Below are 20,247 nucleotides of genomic sequence, written 5' to 3' on the forward strand. Positions count from 1 at the left end.
TGGTGCAAAGATAGATTTAATTAGATAATGTGCCAATTTGTTAATTAGATAATTTGAAAATGTGTCTATTAGATAATTTACTTTCGAAAATAAAGCTGCGCAATAATGAATTTCATTATCTAATTATCTCATTTTCTAAGTGGACAATTATCAAAATTCCCAAATGTTTCCAGAAACTTGGTTTTATTTTGAACTTGTATTCTTAAATTTGAGTTACAGAAAACAGGCAATTATGAAAGTGTTAATAATAGAAGATGAAGCTGGTTTACGCGAAGTGGTGCAGCAATCACTGGAAAAAGAAAAATATATTGTAGAAACCGCTCACGATTATATTTCGGGATTTGACAAATTGGGATCCTACGATTATGATTGTATCCTGATTGACATCATGTTGCCTAACGGAAGCGGATTGGATTTACTAAAAGAAGTCAAAAAACAAAAAAAGCAAAGCGCCGTTATTATTATCTCTGCAAAAGACGCCGTCGATGATAAAGTAAAGGGTCTCGATTTGGGTGCTGATGATTATTTGAGTAAACCTTTTCATTTGTCTGAATTGCATGCCAGGATAAAATCGGCGATGAGACGCAATAATCATAACGGAGATAATTTGATTGTTTGGAAAAACGTCACACTTTCTCCGGAACAACGAACGGTTTCTATCGATGATAATCCTTTGGTTTTAAACCGAAAAGAATTTGACTTACTTTATTATTTCATCATCAATCAAAACAGGCTGATTAATAAAACTGCTATTGCCGAATATGTTTGGGGCGACCACACGGATCAGGCTGACAATTTAGATTTCGTATATTCACAAATTAAAAATCTGCGTAAAAAACTGAAAGATAGTAACGCCGAAATTGATATTCAGGCGGTTTATGGCATTGGATACAAAATGACTTAATGAAATTACAAAATTACACACTTCGTTATCTGGCAATTACTTTGCTTCTCGTAATCCCAATTTGGGCCGGAATTTTCTATGTGCTCATTTTAGATGAAGTATACGACAATATCGATGATGATTTAAAAAACTCAAAAATAATCATCATCCGTCACGCTTTCGCAGATAAAAAACTATTGAATTCTCCTGAATTCGGAATAAACAAATTCACCATAAAACCGCTTCCAAAAGGACATTATCCCACAAAAGACACCTTTTTTTCTACAAAGGAATTCATGGAATATGATAATGATGATGAACCTGTCAGAATTTTAAAATCATTCTTTAAAGACGAAGAAGGAAATCAATATGAATTAATCATAAAAGCTTCTATTGTTGAAGAAGATGAATTGCTGCAGGATTTATTTCTGGCTTTACTTGGTTTATATGTCATGTTGGTTATCAGCATACTAGTCGTGAATCATTTATTGTTGAAAAAAATCTGGAAGGCATTTTATGTTGTTTTAAACAATCTTAAAGAAATTAAACTAGGAACCGGCAGCAGATTAAAAACGATAAATTCTCCTATTGATGAATTTAACACGCTGGCAAAAGAAGTCGAAAAAATGCTGGATCGTAACGAAAGTATTTATTCAAGTCAGAAACAATTTATTGAAAATGCTTCGCATGAATTGCAGACACCCCTTGCAATCAGTATAAATAAACTCGAATTGTTTGCAGAAAACAGTACGCTTCCGGACGAACAAATGATGGAGATTGGAAAAATAACAGACACTTTAAACCGATTGACAAGATTGAATAAATCTTTATTAATGCTTTCTAAAATCGAAAACCAACAATTTTCAGAAGAAGAAAACATTAATTTCAATGAACTTATTTTAATCATCACAGAAGATTATTCTGATTTGGCCGACTTTAAAAAAGTAAAAATAACGGTTACAGAAAATGATTCTTTACACTTTAAGATGAATAGAGGTCTGGCGATTGCTTTAATTAGTAATTTATTAAAAAATGCTTTAATCCATAATCATCAGGAAGGTTTTGTAAAATTCATTATCAACAAAAATGAAATTATAATTACAAATTCAGGAAATAATACGCCTTTAAATTCGGCCGTTATTTTTAACCGTTTTTATCGTCACACTACCACAAACGAATCTACCGGTTTAGGCTTATCTATCGTAAAATCCATCATTAATAACTATTCAATTGTTGTTGAATATTCATTTACCGGAGATCACCAATTCAAAATTAATTTCCCGAAAAAGTAGTATTTTTCCTTTTTTCCTAATTGTTTCCTAATTCAGGTTATACACTTGTATCAGAATTTAAAAACATACAATTATGAAAACGAAATTAAATTTAGCTACATGCCTTTTTGCAGGATTAGCATTTGGATTTTCTGCAAATGCTCAAAAAACAACTATTACAAAAACTGCTTTGCCGGCAAATGCACAAACATTTTTAAAAACTCATTTTGCAGCACAAGAACCTACTTATATCATTGAGGATAAAGAAACTTTTTCTACAGATTACAAAGTTCAATTTGCCAACAATATCGAAGTAGAATTTGACGGAAAAGGAAACTGGGAAGAAGTAGACGGAAATCATAATGCAATACCGCAAGCAATAGTTCCTAAAACAATTGCATCTTATATTAAAGCAAATTATCCCAATATTCCGGTAATCAAAATCGACAAAAGCAAATGGGGTTATGAAGTAGAACTGAATAACGGTTTAGAACTAGAATTTAATTCTAAAGGCAGCTTTATAAGAATCGATAATTAAAAATAATTTATTAATAATACAATCATGAAAAAAATAATCTTAACAGGTTTTATTGCCTTATCACTTTTATTCTCAACAACTTCTTGCAACAACGATGACGATGATCACGAATCTGTAATTAATGCTGCAGATTTGCCGGCATCAGCAGGCACATTTGTCACCACCTATTTTCCGAATGCTACGTATTTAACGGTAAAAAAACAAAACAGAGCTGATAATGATGGTTCTATTTATGATGTTTTTTTGACAAATGGTTTCGAAATTGATTTTGATGCTGCAGGAAACTGGATCGATATAGACGGAAATCATCAGGCTATTCCGGTTGAATTAATTCCTGAAAAAATTCAGGCTTATGTAACAACAAATTACGCCAATCAATTTGTAACATCAATTGATAAAGAGCCAACTTATATTGAAGTTGAACTTTCTAATAACGTAGAATTAGTTTTTGATCTTCAGGGAAGTTTTCTTCGAATAGATAAATAGCAAAACAAAACCCGACTCGTTTAAAAACGCGTCGGGTTTACTTCATTAGTTCATTATCAAATTGACTAAATTATCTAATACAAATTAGTCTTTTCTCCATTTCTTAGTTTCCTCAAAAATATGCTCTAAAATTGCAGCTTCTGTTTCGTCGAATTCAATATTTCGTCTTCCCATTACTAATTTTGCAGTTTCAAAAGCTTTTTTAGTTACATAAGTTGTAAAACCTGCAGCACCGCCCCACGAAAAACTCGGAACAAAATTGCGGGGGAATCCGCTTCCAAAAATATTCGCACTTACGCCAACAACAGTTCCGGTATTAAACATCGTATTGATTCCGCATTTACTATGATCACCCATCATCAAACCACAAAACTGAAGTCCGGTTTTAGCAAAACCTTCTGTCTCGTAACTCCATAATTTCACTTCTTCGTAGTTATTTTTCAGGTTTGAATTGTTACTGTCTGCGCCAATATTACACCATTCGCCCAAAACAGAATCACCTAAAAATCCGTCATGTCCTTTATTAGAATTAGCAAAAAGCACAGAATTTTTAACCTCTCCTCCTATTCTGGATCCGGGGCCGACAGTTGTAGCCCCATAAACTTTAGCATTCAATTTTACCTGAGCATTTTCGCATAAAGCAAAAGGCCCGCGAATTACGGTTCCTTCCATAATTTCGGTATTCTTACCTATATATATAGGACCATTTGAAGCATTAAGTGTCACAAACTCTAATTTTGCACCTTCTTCAATAAATATATTTTCCGGGGCAATTGTATTGACACTTTTTGGAATTGGCTGTGATTTTCTGTCTTCTGTCAAGTAGTCAAAGTCGGCACGAATTGCAGCATCATTTTTAGAAAAAATATCCCAGGTATGTTCAATGGTTAAACATTCGTCATTATATTGAATGATTTCATACGAATCAAAATCAACTTCTTCCTGATTTTCAGTAGTAAAAAAAGCAATTACATCATCGCCTTTAAAAATCGCCTGATTTTCTTTTAAGTCCGAAACAAGTTCTGCAAGTGTATCATTTGGCAAATACGCTGCGTTTATCATTACGTTTTCTTCCATTTCAACCATTGGGAATTTGGCAGAAAGGTAATCTTCAGTAATTGTTGTTATAGTTGAACCTAAACGTGTTTCCCATTTTTGACGAATTGTCATAATTCCGATTAAAATATCAGCCACGGGCCTGGTAAATGTAAAAGGTAATAAAGCATTCCGGACGGGACCGTCAAAAAGAATGTAGTTCATAAAATAAATTTAATATTGTTAAAATTGATTTGGTTACCAGATTCAAAGTTACAAATATTTATGGGTTTCATTAAACGTATTGGAATCGTATGTAGAAAAAATTTACCGCTAAGTCCGCTAAGTTTTTTTTTACTTTAGCTTATAATAAAGAGTAAGTTCGCAAAGCTATTTATACGCATAGCTTTGCGAACTTACTCTTTTCTCAATATACTGCTGCATAAAAATCTTTGCGCTCTTAGCGGTTAAATTTTACAACAAGTTATCAAAATGCGTCCCCATGGTTGAAACCACGGGCTATACCGAAATTGTGAACGATAATGATAAAATTCTGACGTCCAATTAATTTCATATTTTTTATGAAATCAGTTTAAAAACCGGTACTTCGGAATCTAAATAAAAACATTGCCAACGGTTTGAACCGTTGGGGCGCAATATAATATGAGGATTGGTCAACATTATGATTAACATAATCATAAATACATAAAAAAAAGCCTTCCGATTGGAAGGCTTTTGTATAAATAAAAACAGCTATTATTTTTTAGCGTGTTTTGCGTATTTGTTTTTGAATTTATCAATACGTCCTGCAGTATCGATAAGTTTAGATTTACCAGTATAAAAAGGGTGAGATGTTCTAGAAATCTCCATTTTTACAACTGGATACTCAACTCCGTCAACTTCAATTGTTTCTTTTGTATCTGCAGTAGATTTAGTGATAAAAACGTCATCATTTGACATGTCTTTAAACGCTACTAATCTGTAATTTTCTGGGTGAATTCCTTTTTTCATCTTGCTTTTTATTTATTGTTTAAAGTATTTTCATTTTGAAGCTTTTTCATGGTTAGAAAAAGGTGTAAACAAACAATACTCTTTTTTGTTTAAAACTTTTAATTATTTTGAGTTTGCAAATTTACAATTCTTTTTTAATATACAAATCTTTACCGCACTTTTTTTTAGTTAAATTCAAAAAGCTTTTTTATCTTCGAATATATTGGGAATTGCTATATTTGTGGATTAATTTTAAAACATATAGAAATATGATTAATGAAGTTATAAAAAAGAATGGAATTACTTACGGTGTAATGATTGGTATTGCATCTGCTTTAGTAACTGCTACTATATATGCGGTTGATTTAAATCTGTTCACAGCATGGTGGATGGGATTAATAGGTATCGCAATCAGCTTGACTATCAGTATCATTTTACTTTCTAAAACAAAAAAAGATCTAAACGGTGTTTTTCCTTTTAAAGATGCTTTCACTACTTATTTTATTGCGGCAGTAATTGGAATTTTGATTTCTACCTTTTTTAACATCCTTCTATTTAATGTTATCGATCCGGGTGCAAAAGATACTTTGAGCGAATTAATGATTAAATATACTGTTGGAATGTTGCAAAAATTTGGAACTCCGGCATCTGCTATCAATGAAACTATTGCTAAAATGAAAGCAAGCAATCCATATTCGACTTTAGAATTATTAAAAGGATCTGTTTTTGCCATCATAGTCAGTGCCATTTTCGGTTTAATTTTCGCAGCATTTTTTAAAAGCAAAACTACACAAGAATAAAAAAATAAATGAATTTATCTATACTTATACCGCTTCTAAACGAGGAGGAATCACTACAAGAACTCTATTCGTGGATCATTAAAGTGATGCAATCTAATAATTACTCTTATGAAATCATTTTTGTAGATGATGGAAGTACAGATAATTCCTGGGAAATTATTGAAGGTTTTTCTAACGAAAATCCCAATGTAAAAGGCATTCGTTTCATGAAGAATTTTGGAAAATCACAGGCTTTGCATGCTGGTTTTGCAAAAGCAAAAGGCGATGTCATTATTACTATGGATGCCGACTTACAAGACAGTCCGGACGAAATTCCGGGATTGTACGAAATGATTACAGCTCAGAAATTCGACTTGGTTTCTGGCTGGAAAAAGAAACGTTACGATTCTGTCGTAGCCAAAAATTTACCTTCTAAATTATTCAACTGGGCGGCCAGAAAAACTTCTGGAGTTGAATTGAATGATTTTAACTGTGGATTAAAAGCTTACAAAAATACGGTTGTAAAAAACATCGAGGTTTCGGGCGAAATGCACCGTTACATTCCGGTTTTGGCAAAAAATGCCGGTTTTAATAAAATTGGAGAAAAAGTAGTAATTCACCAGGCCAGAAAATATGGCGAAACCAAATTTGGTATGGATCGTTTTATCAACGGTTTTCTGGATTTAATTACGATCTGGTTTTTATCAAGATTTGGAAAAAGACCAATGCACTTATTTGGCCTGTTAGGATCCATCATGTTTTTAATTGGATTTTTACTGGCTTTATACTTAGGAATCGACAAATTATTTATTCACAAAACAAGCCGACTAATCACAGAAAGACCGCATTTTTATTTATCAATTACTTCTATGATAATAGGAACGCAGTTGTTTTTAGCCGGATTTTTAGGGGAAATAATTTTGAGAACCAAAAATAACGAAGCACGTTACAAAGTTTCCCGAGAGGTTAATTTTTAAAATAAAAACACTAAATATGATGTTCCCGAGTAATCAGGAACATCTTTTGCGTTCTTACCTGAACGTAAAAATATTTTTTTTTGATAATCACTTTATCGCAGGATTATTCCTCAAAAAATATTATCTTTAATTAGAACATTAAAAAAAGACATTAACAATGAATATAGCACCTAATATTTTAAATGCTGTAAACGAATGGCTCACGCCAACATTTGACAACGAAACACAAGCTGCCGTTAAGGAATTAATGACAACATCGCCAAAAGAACTTGAAGAAAGTTTCTATAAAAACCTGGAATTTGGAACAGGTGGAATGCGCGGTGTAATGGGAATTGGAAACAACAGAATCAACAAATATACACTTGGAAAAAACACGCAGGGTCTTTCTGATTATCTGCATGAGGTTTTCCCAAATCAGCCTTTAAAAGTCGTTATTGCTTATGATTGTCGCCATAACAGTAATACTTTGGCAAAAGTTGTAGCAGATGTTTTCTCTGCAAACGGAATTCAGGTTTATTTGTTTTCTGATTTACGACCAACTCCGGAATTGTCTTTTGCGCTTAAATATTTAGGCTGTCAATGCGGAATTGTATTAACAGCTTCGCACAATCCTCCTGAATATAACGGATATAAAGTGTACTGGCAAGATGGTGGGCAGATTGTTCCGCCGGAAGATGCAGCAATTATTAAAGTAATCGAGAACTTAGATTACGATAAAATTAAATTTAACGCAAACGAAAGTCTGATTCAATATATTGATACAGAAATCGATAAGGCTTTTATCAAATCATCTATAGAAAACGCAAGTTTTAATACTCTTTCTGAAGCCAAAGATAATCTTCAGATCGTTTTTACTTCACTTCACGGAACTTCTATAAAATCTATTCCGGATACTTTATCTCAGGCGGGTTATAAAAATGTACATATTGTACCAGAACAAGCGATTCCTGACGGGGATTTCCCAACTGTAAAATCTCCAAATCCTGAAGAACCTGAGGCTCTAACTATGGCTTTGGCTCTTGCCGATAAAACAAATTCGGATATTGTGGTAGGAACTGATCCTGATTGTGACCGTTTAGGTGTTGCCGTTAGAAATAACGATGGTAAAATGATTTTGCTTAACGGAAATCAAACCATGATTCTGATGACTTCTTTCTTATTGAAACAATGGAAAAAAGCCGGAAAAATTAACGGAAAACAATTCGTAGGTTCAACCATTGTTTCCACTCCAATGATGATGGAACTGGCTACAAGTTATGGTGTAGAATGCAAAGTGGGTCTGACCGGTTTTAAATGGATTGCGAAAATGATCAAAGATTTTCCTGAGCTTGAATTTATTGGCGGCGGAGAAGAAAGTTTTGGTTTTATGGTTGGCGATGCCGTGCGTGATAAAGATGCCGTTGCCGCTACCTTATTAATATGCGAAGTTGCTGCTCAGGCAAAAGCTGCCGGAAGCACGGTTTATAAAGAACTTTTACAGCTTTATGTTGAAAATGGTTTTTATAAAGAATATTTGGTTTCGTTAACCAAAAAAGGAATGGAAGGTTTACAGGAAATTAATCAGATGATGATTGATTTACGTGAAAATCCTTTGAAAGAAATCAACGGACAACGTGTAATTATGGTGGAAGATTATCAATCATCAATTGCCTTGAATTTATTGACAGGAGAAGAATCTACTATGGATATTCCGAAATCAAACGTTTTGATTTATTATACGGAAGACGGTTCTAAAATTTGTGCAAGACCAAGCGGAACAGAGCCAAAAATCAAATTCTATATCAGTGTAAATGCTGAATTAGAATCTGTTGAAGACTTTGATGCCGCAGAAAGTTTCTTAGATCAAAAAATACAAAATATCATTGCAGGCATGCAATTGAAATAAACAAAATTGAGTGATAAACTCTTTTCAATAACATTTGAATTCTGCTAATACTTTCTGCAGAATTCAAATGATACAATACCTAAAACTCTGATTTATATTAAAAACAATATAAATTAGAGTTTTTTTTATAAAAAAAAATAAAAACAAGTCGAAAATAAACCAATTGGATTAATTTTGTCGAGTAAAAACATCCGGAACAAAGTAATTATTTATTACCGGAAAACTGGAAAAAGCAATTGCAACAGCAGAAAATAACATCTACAAATAAATGAGTAATTTCAAAAAAATATTCCCTTTTATACTTCCCTATAAAAGATACGCTTTCTTAAACATCTTCTTTAATATTTTGTATGCGCTTTTCAGTACGCTTTCTTTTATGGCATTAATTCCTATGATTCAGGTTTTATTTGACAAAACAAAAAGCAACACTGTAATGCCTGTTTACGAAGGAATTACCCACATTAAAGACTATGGAGAAAACTATTTAAGTTATTACATTACAACACACACAGACCCAAATAATCCCGGGTTTGTACTTTCTGTAATGGTTGCTATCATTATTTCGATATTTTTATTGAAAAACTTAGCTGATTATGCTGCAATGTTTTTTATTACTTTCTTGCGTAATGGGGTTTTAAGAGATATGCGTAATGCGATGTATAAAAAAACACTGGAATTGCCATTGGCTTTTTATTCTGAAAAAAGAAAAGGAGATGTAATTTCCAGAATTGCCGGTGATGTAAATGAGGTTCAGACTTCATTTTTAGCAATTTTAGAGCTTATCGTAAAAGAGCCTCTAACAATTGCTTTTACTATAATTGCGATGCTAATTATTAGTGCAAAACTAACTTTGTTTGTTTTTATTTTTATTCCGGTTTCAGGATATATTATTTCATTAATTGGAAAACAGCTTAAAAAACAATCCACAAAAGCGCAGCAGGAACAAGGTACTTTTTTATCTACTATTGAAGAAACTGTTGGCGGACTAAAAGTGGTAAAAGGATATAATTCTGAAAACTATTTTAATACCGTTTTTCAAAATTCTACAGAGCGTTTTTTCAATTTATCCAATTCTATTGGTAATCGTCAGAACTTAGCTTCGCCTGCAAGTGAATTTATGGGGATTACGGTTATTGCCATATTACTTTGGTATGGCGGACAAATGGTTTTGATCGAAAAAACTTTAGATGGCGCTTCGTTTATTGCTTATATGGGATTGGCTTATAACATTCTGACTCCTGCAAAAGCTATTTCCAAAGCTTCGTATGGTGTAAAAAGAGGAAATGCCGCAGCAGAACGTGTTCTTGAGATTCTGGATCAGGAAAACCCAATTACAAGTAAACCGGACGCTATTGAAAAAACAACTTTTGAAAATAATATCACGGTTCAGAATATCAACTTTAAATATGAAGAAGAAACAGTTTTAAAAGATTTTTCTCTTCAAATTAAAAAAGGACAAACCGTTGCTCTTGTGGGGCAATCCGGAAGTGGAAAAAGTACGATCGCCAACTTGTTAACCCGTTTTTATGATGTAAATGACGGTACAATTTCTATTGACGGAATCAACATCAAAGACATGAATCTGCAATCGCTTCGCGGCTTAATGGGATTGGTTACTCAGGATAGTATTTTGTTTAATGATACAATAAAAGCAAATATCGCATTAGGAAAACTGGATGCTACAGATGACGAAATTATAGAAGCATTGAAAATTGCCAATGCTTTTGAATTTGTTAAAGATTTACCTTTAGGAATCTACACTAATATTGGAGATAGCGGAAACAAGCTTTCCGGCGGTCAAAAACAACGTTTATCGATTGCTCGTGCCGTATTGAAAAATCCACCAATTATGATTTTGGATGAAGCAACATCAGCATTGGATACGGAAAGTGAAAAATTTGTTCAGGTTGCCTTAGAAAACATGATGCAAAACAGAACTTCGATTGTAATTGCACACCGACTTTCGACTATTCAAAAAGCAGACGTAATTGTTGTTATGCAAAAAGGAAAAATCGTAGAACAAGGAACTCATGACGAATTAATTGCACATAACGGCACTTATAACAAATTGGTTACGATGCAGTCTTTTGAATCGTAAGACTTACACCTAAATCATAAGACCTACACAGATTAAGGAAATATTAAAACTCAGTTTAATTTCTTTAATCTGTGTTTATTTTTATAACTTAGATAGTACAGATTGAAATCGTTTAATTCTTTTAGAAAATGTATCTTAACAATCCAAATATAAAACTGCCGGACGATCCTGATACTATTGTCTGGAAATATCTTGACTTATCTAAATTCCTGGATTTATTACTTTCGAAGAAACTCTTCATGTCCCGTTCTGATAAATTTGAAGATCAGTACGAAGGGACCTTTAGCGAACCTACATTTGAGGAGATTAAAAAACTGGCGATTGACAATCCTGACTTTTTAAATTACTACAAAACACATCGTGAAAAAGTAGCCGTGAGCAGCTGGCACATTAACGAATACGAATCGTTTGCCATGTGGCAGATATTTACACAAAACAGCGAAGGATTAGCTATTCAGTCAACGATTGGAAGATTGCAAAAAGCGGTAAAACCGGAAAATAATTATGATCAGTATATTGGCGAGGTAAATTATATCGATTACAGAAAAGAATATATTCCGTTTGATGATTTGTTCTTTCCATTTTTATTTAAACGAAAAAGTTTTCAATATGAGCGTGAAGTCCGCATTTTGACTGACACTTCAAAAAGTACTATAAAACTAAATGATGGATTAAAAATCAATGTTGACATCAATCAATTAATTGAAAAAATATACATTCATCCAAAATCTGAAAACTGGTATAAAAAACTGGTAATCGAATTGGTTGAGCGACTTGGTTTTGATTTCGAAATTGAAAAATCAGATTTGGAAAGTGATATTTTGATTTAAGCTTTTTTGTTGAGGAAGTAGGTAATTTTACTTTGCTGGAAGGCTATTACTTGCGTGGATTTGAACGCGGATGACGCGGATTTGCTTTGCAAAAACACGGATTAAGGCGGATTTTTTTCTTTTGTAAGGTTGAGATTGATAAAGGCTAATTTTAGGAACGGAATAACTTTATGTGATTTCTCGTTCCTCGAAATGACAATGCGATATGTTTTTCAATCCAAATCTAAAATACTTATATCAATTAAACTGGACTAAAGTCCAGCTCTACAAAATTGATCGAGCCTAACGGCTCTTTTTTAAGTCAATGATTAAAAAACTTAGCATCTTAGAATCTTAGTTCCTTAGAAACTTTAAAAAAAACCTATATTGGTTTATAATTTTTCACTTCCCATTTTTTAGAAGCTAAATCAATATAATTATAATGTAAAACATCGTTTTTATCGAATTGACCATTTTGGTTGGTGTCTTCAATTGTTCTGAAGTATAAACGATTTTTGGATTCTATTAAACTCCAATCAACCAATTCCTGAAAATCCTGAGAGACTTTTGTGAAATTTTCTCCGCTTATATTACTCAGATATAAAGTTTTAATATCGCTTGAATCAATTTTACCGTCTTTATTGGTATCAGCATCCGCAAGTGTATAAACCATGATTTGGTTCTGCGTTTTGTCTGCTACTGGTTTCAAATAAGTAGCCGTTAAAATCAAAGCGGGTTTGTCTGTTAAAGGGCGAATTGAATCTGAATCTACTTTCTGAAACTTTAGGTTTTGTAAATATCCTGTAATTTCATATTCGCCTAAATTTGAAATTGTAAAACTCAAGTCACTTACACTCGAAGAGCCGTAACGCGATTTTGTTCCTCTTTCATATACACGCAAATCTCCAACAGGATGAATCAAATAATTTGTTCCTTCCATCTGAATTGGCAAATCGGCAACTTCAATTTGTGTCGAATCTGTTTTAGCTACTATTTTAGCTTTATTCGAAGCATCATAAATTACTTTTGGCTGTTTCTCGACGTCATCTTTACAACTCACTACTGTTCCGATGATTGCTAAGGCGATATATTTTAAATAGTTTTTCATGTATGCTAATTATATTGGAATATCAAATATAGTATTTTTGATTGTATTATTTAATTTTATTGAGGTTTACTAGAGTAAAGATGTTGAGAAATACAAGGCCTAAGTAACCTAAAAATATTATCCATTGTTCTTTCAAAAAAGAAAACTGAAAAATTTGAAGTTCTTTTCTTCGATTTTCTTCTTGTATTCGAATAGTATTTTCTTTCGAATATGTACTAGTTCCGCAAACAAAGCTTCGCTTTCTATTCAGCTTTGCTTTAGCATTTCCAAATGCATAAATTTCATGATCATTAAAAAAACCCCAAGTAGGCATATTTTCTTCAATCATAATATTAACTACACTAACAAAAGTATCATAATCTGTTTTTGAACCAAATTGAATTTTAGCACCATTAATAGTGTCATATTTTTTCACGATATCACGTGCAAAAAACCTCAATTCAGTTAACTGTTGCTCCTGTTTTGATTTCTTATCATTAAAACTAAAAACCCTATATTCTCTTAAATCTCCAACTCTGTATTTTCTAAAATATTGTTTATTCGGAACAGAAAATTCCACTGAACTATAAACTTTAAAAGCATCAACTTTATAAAAATAACTCAAACACAACAAAGGAATTAAAACCAATGAAATCATCCCGGGAACGTAAAAAAACTTCTTTCTTTTTTCACGTTTTTGTCTCATAACCTCGCATTCAGCTTCACATTAAAAACTCTCGAAGTCATATAATTTGGAATCGCATATTGATTTTTAGAATACACATCGCGAACCCATGTATTGGTTATGGCATTTTGATTATTGAAAAGATTGAAAATTTCTAAACCAAGAGATAATTCCTTAAAGTTTTTTATCCAGCCTGTTTTAGAACTTTGTGTATTGGCATCAACAAAAACTTTTGCAAAACCTACATCGGCTCTTCGATAATCATTTAAACGGTTTTGATACAAATAAGGATCAGAATAAGATGGCGAACCTCCGGGTAAACCAGTATTATAAACTAAATTCAGATACAATTTTACACTCGGAATATTCGGCATATAATCCTGAAACAACATCGCAAATTTCAAACGCTGATCTGTTGGTCGCGCAATATATCCTTTGTTTTCGTAATTTTCTTCGGTTTTTAAATATCCAAAACTTATCCACGATTCTGTTCCGGGAACAAATTCTCCGTTTAGTCTGAAATCCAAACCTTGTGCATACGCTTTTGCATTGTTGTTGGCTATGTATCGAATTCGAACATTATCAATTGAATACACATTTACATCTGAAAGCGATTTATAATAAATCTCCGTCACCCATTTAAACGGGCGATTCCACATTTTAAAATTATGATCGTTGCTCAAAACAATATGTACAGATTCCTGCGCTTTTACATTTGGGTTTACAACTCCGTCTAAATCGCGAAGTTCCCTATAAAAAGGCGGCTGATGGTATAATCCTCCCGAAAGCCTGAAAACCATATCCATATCCCAATCTGGTTTTATGGCAAATTGCGCACGCGGACTAAAAACAATTTGATTTTTTCCGTCAACAGCTGCGCCGGAAACACTCCAGCTTTGCGATCGCACTCCTATATTATACCAAACTTCGCTTGAACCAATCTCAGATTTTTTATTCCATTGCAGGTAACCTGAAAATCTGTTTATGGTATTGAAATTGGTCGCACGAATATCCTGATAAGGCAATAAAGGTCCCGTATAAGGTTGGTAAGGCTGGTTATTTTTCGGCAAAATAACAATGGGCGGATTTATAGAAAATCCTGCCGAATCGATCATCTCCCACTCTACTATTCTGTCGCGAATTGATTCTCTGGTATATTTTAAACCAAATTCTAACTGGCTATTGCTCCATTCTTTAAAACCTTTTATTTCGGCGTTTGCGATTAAAGCATCCAGATCATTTCGTGCATGATTAACCTGAGAACAGATTCCGCGGGTAAAATCAACATTATCAATATCAGTTTCACCATCAGCATTTACATTTCCTAAACGATATTGTGCCAAAATATCAAAATGTTCCTGTTCTGTGGTATGAAATAAAGATCCGATAAATTTCAAAGTAAAGTCTTGCGCCACTTTATAAGTAGTTTTTAAAGCTCCAAAATAAGTATCATACTGATCTTTTTCCTGACCTTCATAATAAACCGCCAAAGCCATGGGCTGATCTATAGTTCCAAATTTTGTTTCGCGTGTTAAAGGCTGATATAAATATTTATTTCTGGAAATATTTCCCAGAAAACTCATTTGCCATTTTTCAGAAATATCATAATTAATATTGGTCTGAACGTCTACAAAAGTTGGCGTATAATTGGTTTGCGTATCCTGACTATTGACAAGCAAACTATTGTTCCTGTAACGGACTCCGGTCACGGCAGACCATTTTTTATTTTTAGAAACCGCATCAACAGCAATACTTCCTCCCAGGAAACTAGCTTCTAAAGCGGCTCCAAATTCAGTTGGTTTTCTATAGGTAATATCTAAAACCGAAGATAATTTATCACCAAATTTTGCCTGAAATCCTCCGGCAGAAAAATCAACATTCTGAACCAAATCGGTATTGGTAAAACTCAAACCTTCTTGTTGTCCTGAACGAATTAAGAAAGGTCGATAAACTTCTATTTCGTTTACATAAACTAAGTTTTCATCATAATTTCCGCCTCGAACTGCGTATTGTGTACTCAATTCATTGTTTGAATTGACGCCCGGAAGCGTTTTCAAAACATTTTCGATTCCGGCATTGGCTCCCGGAATTTTCTTTATTGTCGCGGCATCAATAACCGTAATGCCCTGAACTCGTTTTTTATTTCCTGATGATACAAAAACTTCTCCCATTTGCTCTGCTGAATTGCTCATAACGGGATTAAAAACAAAAATTTCGTTTGGTTTTAAGTTCACTGTCAGACTCATCATTTTTAATGAAATATGAGTAAAAATCAAAGAGACTTTTTTGTTCGAAGGAATTTCTACATCAAAAAAACCATTAGAATCGGTTTTTGAAGAATTTCCCGAAAAAACAATATTTACATCAGAAACCGGACGTTTTTCACTATCTAAAATAATTCCTTTGACATGTGCGTTTTGGGCAAATGAAATATAACTGACGCACAAAAAAAGGAAAACGAATATTAATTTACTCTGATTCAAACGTTTTGGTATTTATTTTTGTTGACTTCTAAAAAAGTGAGTTTCAAAGATAGCAGAATTACCTACATTATCAACTACTTCAATTTTTAAATCATTTGCACCTTCATTAACCAGACTATCAGCATCAAATGTGTGCGTAATTTTTCTGGTTTTATTATCATATTCAAATAAAACCCAATTTCCGTTTAAATAACCGTTGTATGACTTAATTCCGGACAAACTATCACCAATCGTAAACTGAATTAATTTCATATCGCTAATCCATTTATCCTGAATTGGTTTTGCAATTTTAATAACCGGAGGAATTGTATCGAGCACCAAACCATATTGTCCTAAAGTTTTTGCTTTTGCTGTAAAAACATCACCTTTTCTAATTGTTCCGTTATAACTTGTGTTTCTTCCTATATAAAGTTTATCGCGTAAAGATTCGGCATAAGTGCTGTCTTTTATCGTGATCGTAAAATTTGAATGCACCGGAATTACATCTTCATGAATATAAATTTTGTTGTTTTTGACATCAAAATTCATATTAAAATCATCGTAGAAAGTTCCTGCAGGAAAAAAGACAGACATATTATCTTTTTCGAAATTCGAATCTTTATTGTATCTCACAAAATATTTTGAAGTTACAGGTTCTGCATTTACAATTGGCGTTGCCGAATCATATTCAATGGGAACTGTAACAGAGTTTAAATTCCCAAAATAATCAGAAACTTCAATGCGATAACTTGAAGCCAAATTCGGTTCAACCGGCAAAATTCCGCGAAGAGAATCTGTTTTTATAATGCTTAAAGCAAAAGGCGTTTTCATAAAAAGTTTTTGCACTCTTTGCCCGGATTTTTTATATCGTGGATAATCGATCAAAGCGTTGATATAGCGCATTTCATCAAATGAATAGGTATTGAATTGATAATTGTAGTTTTGATTCCCGTTGAAAAAAGTCGACACATTATAAACACCATTTCTATTTGCCGAAACATCGTCAAAATCCACAGCTGTGATTCCGAAACCAATTTTACCATTTGCTTTTACTTTACTTGCCAGATAAGTTCCGTCTTTTTGAAGAGAAACATTTAACATCAATGGCAATTTTGACTGATTGGCAGTTGTTCCGTCAAGCGGATAAACCAGGACATTCGAAATCGTGGGTTTTTTAGTATCTTTTATATTTTTATCAAAGCCAAAAAACATTGGATTGATCACAAATTCGGTTTTAGAATCGCGGAATTCAAAATGCAAATGCGGTCCTTCTGACGATCCTGTATTTCCTGAAAGCGCAATTAATTGTCCTTTTGTAACAGGCAATTCATCCGGCTTTAAAAATATTTCTATTTCAAATGCTTTCTCTTTATAATGTGTTCTTAAAACATAATCCTGAATCGCTCCAATAGTAGTTTGCAAATGTCCGTAAACAGAGGTATATCCGTTGGGATGCGTTATATAGATGCATTTCCCGTTACCAAAGGTCGAAATTTTGATTCTCGAAACATATCCATCAGCAACAGCATAAACATTTAAACCTTCTCTTTGATTTGTTTTTAAATCGAATCCGGCATGAAAATGATTCGGGCGCAACTCCCCAAAATTCCCCGAAAGCTGCATTGGAATATCCAGCGGAGAACCAAAATAATCTTTTGGATATTGGGTTTGGGCAAAAAACAAATTACAGAAAAATAAGGTAAGTAGTGAAAATCTCATAAGCAACATTTTTGCTAAGATAAAAAATTAACCAGCAAAAACCGAGGATTTAGCTACAAAAATACAATTCACTGAAATTCATTTATTTGTCTATTTTAAATGCAAAAAAATCAATAAAAAATTGCATTAATAAAAAGGAATACTAACTTTGTATGATTAAGTAATGAATAGGATTTATAATGAGTGTAATTGCCGAAATAATTGATACTCTTGAATATAAGATCGAAAAGCTTTTTGAGAAGTCAAAAGGACTGGAGAAAAACAATCAGGAATTACGATTACAACTAGCCAAAGCTGCGCAAATCATCCAGAAACAATCTGAAGAAATGGAAGCTTTGAAGAAGCAGTATGATACACTTAAGATAGCCAATTCGTTGCTCGGCAGCGACAATAACAAGAGAGAGACAAAGCTTAAAATAAATTCATTAATTCGCGAAATAGATCACTGTATAGCACAACTATCTGACTAGAAAACATGGACGGAAAGCTTAGAATAAAAATATCAATTGCAGACAGAGTTTACCCGTTAACGGTAGATCCTACTCAGGAAGAAGGGCTTAGAAGTGCTTCTAAAAAAATTGATGCTATGATCAAGCAATTCGAAGAAAGTTACGCAGTTCGCGATAAGCAAGATGTATTGGCCATGTGCGCCCTGCAGTTTGCTTCACAAGTAGAACAAAAACAAATTGATAACGCAATCGATGGAGAAGAAACCATTGAAAGAATTAAAAGATTAAATTCGCTTTTAGATCAATATCTCGAAAATTAAACGTTCTTTACAGAAACTAAGATACTGCCTACATTAGTTCACAATTGGTAAACTCAACACTAACAATTTAGAATGAGCAAATCGTCGCTACTATAGTATGCCCAGCTTTGACCGGGAAACTTGAACAGTGAGTTAGCTCAAAACTTGTCTTTACGAGTTTATTCAAGCAATTAATGTAGGCTTTTTTTATATATAAATTTTAACAAACATGGACATCATAACGATCATTATTTCAGGTATTGTGGGGATTGCAGCAGGTTTTGCAATCGCTAAAATTATCGAAAAAAGCAATATTTCTAACTTAATCAAAAACGCCAAAAAAGAAGCAGCTTCCATATTAAAAGATGCAAATTTAGAGGCTGAAAATATTAAAAAAGATAAAATCCTTCAGGCAAAAGAACGTTTTATCGAATTAAAATCAGAACACGAACAAGTAATTTTAGCACGTGACAAAAAAGTTGCCGAAGTAGAAAAAAGAGTTCGCGACAAAGAATCTCAGGTTTCAAATGAATTATCAAAAGCTAAAAAAGTAAATGATGATTTTGAAGCTAAAACCCTTGAATACAACAATAAAATTGAGGTTTTAGACAAGAAACAAGCAGAAGTTGATAAATTACACAAAAGTCAATTACAACAACTTGAAGTAATTTCAGGACTTTCTGCGGATGAGGCAAAAGAACAATTAGTGGAAGGCTTAAAAGCCGAAGCTAAAAGTAAAGCAATGTCTCATATTCAGGATACTATTGAAGAGGCAAAACTTACTGCGCAGCAAGAAGCTAAGAAAATTATCATCAACACGATTCAAAGAGTCGGGACTGAGGAAGCAGTTGAAAATTGCGTTTCTGTTTTCAACATTGAATCTGACGATGTAAAAGGTAGAATTATTGGTCGTGAAGGTCGTAACATTAGAGCACTTGAAGCTGCAACCGGAGTAGAAATCATTGTTGATGATACACCGGAAGCGATTATCCTTTCTTGTTTTGATCCTGTTCGTAGAGAAATTGCCCGTTTATCATTACATAAATTAGTAACTGACGGACGTATTCACCCGGCACGTATTGAAGAAGTTGTTGCCAAAACAGCAAAACAAATCGACGACGAAATTATCGAAGTTGGAAAACGTACGGTTATCGATTTAGGAATTCACGGTTTACATCCTGAATTAATTAAAGTGGTTGGTAGAATGAAATACCGTTCTTCTTACGGACAAAACTTATTACAGCACTCAAGAGAAGTTTCTAAACTTTGTGGTATCATGGCGGCTGAATTAGGCTTAAATGTAAAACTGGCAAAAAGAGCCGGTTTACTACACGATATTGGTAAAGTTCCTGATACTGAAAGTGATTTACCACACGCATTATTAGGTATGCAATGGGCTGAAAAATATGGTGAAAAAGAAGAAGTTTGTAATGCAATTGGAGCTCACCACGACGAAATTGAAATGAAATCATTACTTTCTCCAATCGTTCAGGTTTGTGATGCTATTTCAGGTGCAAGACCAGGTGCAAGACGTCAGGTTTTGGATTCATACATTCAGCGTTTGAAAGATCTTGAAGAGGTAGCTTACGGATTTAGCGGTGTAAAAAATGCTTATGCTATTCAGGCTGGTAGAGAACTTCGTGTAATTGTAGAAAGCGAAAAAGTTTCTGATGATAATGCAGCGAATTTATCTTTCGAAATTTCACAAAAAATCCAAACTGAAATGACTTACCCGGGTCAGGTTAAAGTAACTGTAATTAGAGAAACAAGAGCAGTTAATATTGCTAAATAATCT

The 20,247-nt window shown here is 33.3% G+C and carries 18 protein-coding genes; 12 read left to right on the forward strand and 6 right to left on the reverse strand.

All coding sequences use genetic code 11. From position 1 onward, the window contains the following. Positions 1 to 232: 232 nt before the first annotated feature. The 4 genes from AC3QL1_RS00515 to AC3QL1_RS00530 all read left to right on the forward strand — a co-directional run bounded on the left by AC3QL1_RS00515 (position 233) and on the right by AC3QL1_RS00530 (position 3,178). The gene (locus tag AC3QL1_RS00515) at positions 233 to 904 is read left to right on the forward strand and encodes a response regulator transcription factor (RefSeq protein WP_492494296.1); all 672 of its coding nucleotides are present in this window, start codon (positions 233 to 235) and stop codon (positions 902 to 904) included. After that, positions 904 to 2,175, forward strand: coding sequence for a sensor histidine kinase (locus tag AC3QL1_RS00520; RefSeq protein WP_492494297.1), 1,272 nt, complete (start codon positions 904 to 906; stop codon positions 2,173 to 2,175). The genes AC3QL1_RS00515 and AC3QL1_RS00520 overlap by 1 nt, the downstream gene beginning before the upstream one ends. Positions 2,176 to 2,248: 73 nt before the next feature. Then, the gene (locus AC3QL1_RS00525; protein WP_492494298.1) at positions 2,249 to 2,692 is read left to right on the forward strand and encodes a PepSY-like domain-containing protein; all 444 of its coding nucleotides are present in this window, start codon (positions 2,249 to 2,251) and stop codon (positions 2,690 to 2,692) included. 24 nt (positions 2,693 to 2,716) lie between these two features. Next, a complete protein-coding gene (locus tag AC3QL1_RS00530; protein WP_492494299.1) occupies positions 2,717 to 3,178 on the forward strand; it encodes a PepSY-like domain-containing protein in 462 nt (153 codons plus the stop codon). A gap of 84 nt (positions 3,179 to 3,262) precedes the next feature. Here the strand turns inward: AC3QL1_RS00530 and AC3QL1_RS00535 are convergent, their stop codons facing one another. Together AC3QL1_RS00535 and AC3QL1_RS00540 are read right to left on the reverse strand one after the other, a co-directional pair. Further along, complete coding sequence (locus AC3QL1_RS00535) at positions 3,263 to 4,438, reverse strand: GlmU family protein (protein ID WP_492494300.1); 1,176 nt, start codon at positions 4,436 to 4,438, stop codon at positions 3,263 to 3,265. 531 nt (positions 4,439 to 4,969) lie between these two features. Next, positions 4,970 to 5,224, reverse strand: a complete 255-nt coding sequence (locus AC3QL1_RS00540; RefSeq protein WP_209565272.1) for a type B 50S ribosomal protein L31 — start codon at positions 5,222 to 5,224, stop codon at positions 4,970 to 4,972. 248 nt (positions 5,225 to 5,472) lie between these two features. On the opposite strand from AC3QL1_RS00540, the gene AC3QL1_RS00545 reads away from it, so the two are divergent. The 5 genes from AC3QL1_RS00545 (at position 5,473) to AC3QL1_RS00565 (ending at position 11,772) form a co-directional block, all read left to right on the forward strand. Then, on the forward strand, positions 5,473 to 6,003 hold the full coding sequence (locus AC3QL1_RS00545; RefSeq protein WP_492494301.1) for a DUF4199 domain-containing protein: 531 nt from the start codon (positions 5,473 to 5,475) through the stop codon (positions 6,001 to 6,003). Positions 6,004 to 6,011: 8 nt separating this feature from the next. Next, positions 6,012 to 6,959 (forward strand): glycosyltransferase family 2 protein, encoded by a 948-nt coding sequence (locus tag AC3QL1_RS00550; protein ID WP_492494302.1) that lies wholly within the window; start codon positions 6,012 to 6,014, stop codon positions 6,957 to 6,959. A 157-nt stretch (positions 6,960 to 7,116) separates the two neighbouring features. Next, positions 7,117 to 8,844, forward strand: a complete 1,728-nt coding sequence (locus tag AC3QL1_RS00555; RefSeq protein ID WP_492494303.1) for a phospho-sugar mutase — start codon at positions 7,117 to 7,119, stop codon at positions 8,842 to 8,844. Between the two features lie 268 nt (positions 8,845 to 9,112). Then, entirely contained in the window at positions 9,113 to 10,942 is a 1,830-nt protein-coding gene (locus AC3QL1_RS00560; protein ID WP_492494304.1) for an ABC transporter ATP-binding protein, read from the forward strand. Positions 10,943 to 11,070: 128 nt separating this feature from the next. Next, positions 11,071 to 11,772, forward strand: coding sequence for a hypothetical protein (locus AC3QL1_RS00565; protein WP_492494305.1), 702 nt, complete (start codon positions 11,071 to 11,073; stop codon positions 11,770 to 11,772). Between the two features lie 361 nt (positions 11,773 to 12,133). Here AC3QL1_RS00565 and AC3QL1_RS00570 read toward each other — a convergent pair whose 3' ends face one another. From AC3QL1_RS00570 to AC3QL1_RS00585, 4 genes are read right to left on the reverse strand one after another with little or no spacing between them, the layout of a single operon-like run. Beyond that, on the reverse strand, positions 12,134 to 12,859 hold the full coding sequence (locus AC3QL1_RS00570; protein ID WP_492494306.1) for a hypothetical protein: 726 nt from the start codon (positions 12,857 to 12,859) through the stop codon (positions 12,134 to 12,136). A 46-nt stretch (positions 12,860 to 12,905) separates the two neighbouring features. Next, positions 12,906 to 13,496 (reverse strand): hypothetical protein, encoded by a 591-nt coding sequence (locus tag AC3QL1_RS00575; protein ID WP_492494307.1) that lies wholly within the window; start codon positions 13,494 to 13,496, stop codon positions 12,906 to 12,908. A 44-nt stretch (positions 13,497 to 13,540) separates the two neighbouring features. Next, on the reverse strand, positions 13,541 to 16,006 hold the full coding sequence (locus AC3QL1_RS00580) for a TonB-dependent receptor (protein ID WP_492494308.1): 2,466 nt from the start codon (positions 16,004 to 16,006) through the stop codon (positions 13,541 to 13,543). Between the two features lie 12 nt (positions 16,007 to 16,018). Next, a complete protein-coding gene (locus tag AC3QL1_RS00585; RefSeq protein ID WP_492494309.1) occupies positions 16,019 to 17,704 on the reverse strand; it encodes a M23 family metallopeptidase in 1,686 nt (561 codons plus the stop codon). Positions 17,705 to 17,883: 179 nt separating this feature from the next. Between AC3QL1_RS00585 and AC3QL1_RS00590 the strand changes: the two genes are divergently transcribed. The 3 genes from AC3QL1_RS00590 to rny all read left to right on the forward strand — a co-directional run bounded on the left by AC3QL1_RS00590 (position 17,884) and on the right by rny (position 20,244). Continuing rightward, positions 17,884 to 18,174 carry a coiled-coil domain-containing protein gene (locus tag AC3QL1_RS00590; protein WP_463459953.1) on the forward strand — a complete coding sequence of 97 codons (291 nt, stop codon included), beginning with the start codon at positions 17,884 to 17,886 and terminating at the stop codon, positions 18,172 to 18,174. A 5-nt stretch (positions 18,175 to 18,179) separates the two neighbouring features. Next, on the forward strand, positions 18,180 to 18,473 hold the full coding sequence (locus AC3QL1_RS00595; protein ID WP_395355531.1) for a cell division protein ZapA: 294 nt from the start codon (positions 18,180 to 18,182) through the stop codon (positions 18,471 to 18,473). Between the two features lie 208 nt (positions 18,474 to 18,681). Next, the gene (gene rny / locus AC3QL1_RS00600) at positions 18,682 to 20,244 is read left to right on the forward strand and encodes a ribonuclease Y (RefSeq protein WP_492494310.1); all 1,563 of its coding nucleotides are present in this window, start codon (positions 18,682 to 18,684) and stop codon (positions 20,242 to 20,244) included. Positions 20,245 to 20,247: the final 3 nt, after the last annotated feature.

Source organism: Flavobacterium sp. GW823-FHT04A11, from assembly GCF_058796535.1.

Bases quoted from the DNA above. Each gene is read 5' to 3' on its own strand.
- AC3QL1_RS00520 (WP_492494297.1), top strand. From the start codon at position 904: ATGAAATTACAAAATTACACACTTCGTTATCTGGCAATTACTTTGCTT.
- AC3QL1_RS00560 (WP_492494304.1), top strand. From the start codon at position 9,113: ATGAGTAATTTCAAAAAAATATTCCCTTTTATACTTCCCTATAAAAGA.
- rny (WP_492494310.1), top strand. From the start codon at position 18,682: ATGGACATCATAACGATCATTATTTCAGGTATTGTGGGGATTGCAGCA.
- AC3QL1_RS00570 (WP_492494306.1), bottom strand. From the start codon at position 12,859: ATGAAAAACTATTTAAAATATATCGCCTTAGCAATCATCGGAACAGTA.
- AC3QL1_RS00535 (WP_492494300.1), bottom strand. From the start codon at position 4,438: ATGAACTACATTCTTTTTGACGGTCCCGTCCGGAATGCTTTATTACCT.
- AC3QL1_RS00540 (WP_209565272.1), bottom strand. From the start codon at position 5,224: ATGAAAAAAGGAATTCACCCAGAAAATTACAGATTAGTAGCGTTTAAA.
- AC3QL1_RS00555 (WP_492494303.1), top strand. From the start codon at position 7,117: ATGAATATAGCACCTAATATTTTAAATGCTGTAAACGAATGGCTCACG.
- AC3QL1_RS00595 (WP_395355531.1), top strand. From the start codon at position 18,180: ATGGACGGAAAGCTTAGAATAAAAATATCAATTGCAGACAGAGTTTAC.
- AC3QL1_RS00575 (WP_492494307.1), bottom strand. From the start codon at position 13,496: ATGATTTCATTGGTTTTAATTCCTTTGTTGTGTTTGAGTTATTTTTAT.
- AC3QL1_RS00545 (WP_492494301.1), top strand. From the start codon at position 5,473: ATGATTAATGAAGTTATAAAAAAGAATGGAATTACTTACGGTGTAATG.
- AC3QL1_RS00525 (WP_492494298.1), top strand. From the start codon at position 2,249: ATGAAAACGAAATTAAATTTAGCTACATGCCTTTTTGCAGGATTAGCA.
- AC3QL1_RS00590 (WP_463459953.1), top strand. From the start codon at position 17,884: ATGAGTGTAATTGCCGAAATAATTGATACTCTTGAATATAAGATCGAA.
- AC3QL1_RS00550 (WP_492494302.1), top strand. From the start codon at position 6,012: ATGAATTTATCTATACTTATACCGCTTCTAAACGAGGAGGAATCACTA.
- AC3QL1_RS00530 (WP_492494299.1), top strand. From the start codon at position 2,717: ATGAAAAAAATAATCTTAACAGGTTTTATTGCCTTATCACTTTTATTC.
- AC3QL1_RS00515 (WP_492494296.1), top strand. From the start codon at position 233: ATGAAAGTGTTAATAATAGAAGATGAAGCTGGTTTACGCGAAGTGGTG.
- AC3QL1_RS00565 (WP_492494305.1), top strand. From the start codon at position 11,071: ATGTATCTTAACAATCCAAATATAAAACTGCCGGACGATCCTGATACT.
- AC3QL1_RS00585 (WP_492494309.1), bottom strand. From the start codon at position 17,704: ATGAGATTTTCACTACTTACCTTATTTTTCTGTAATTTGTTTTTTGCC.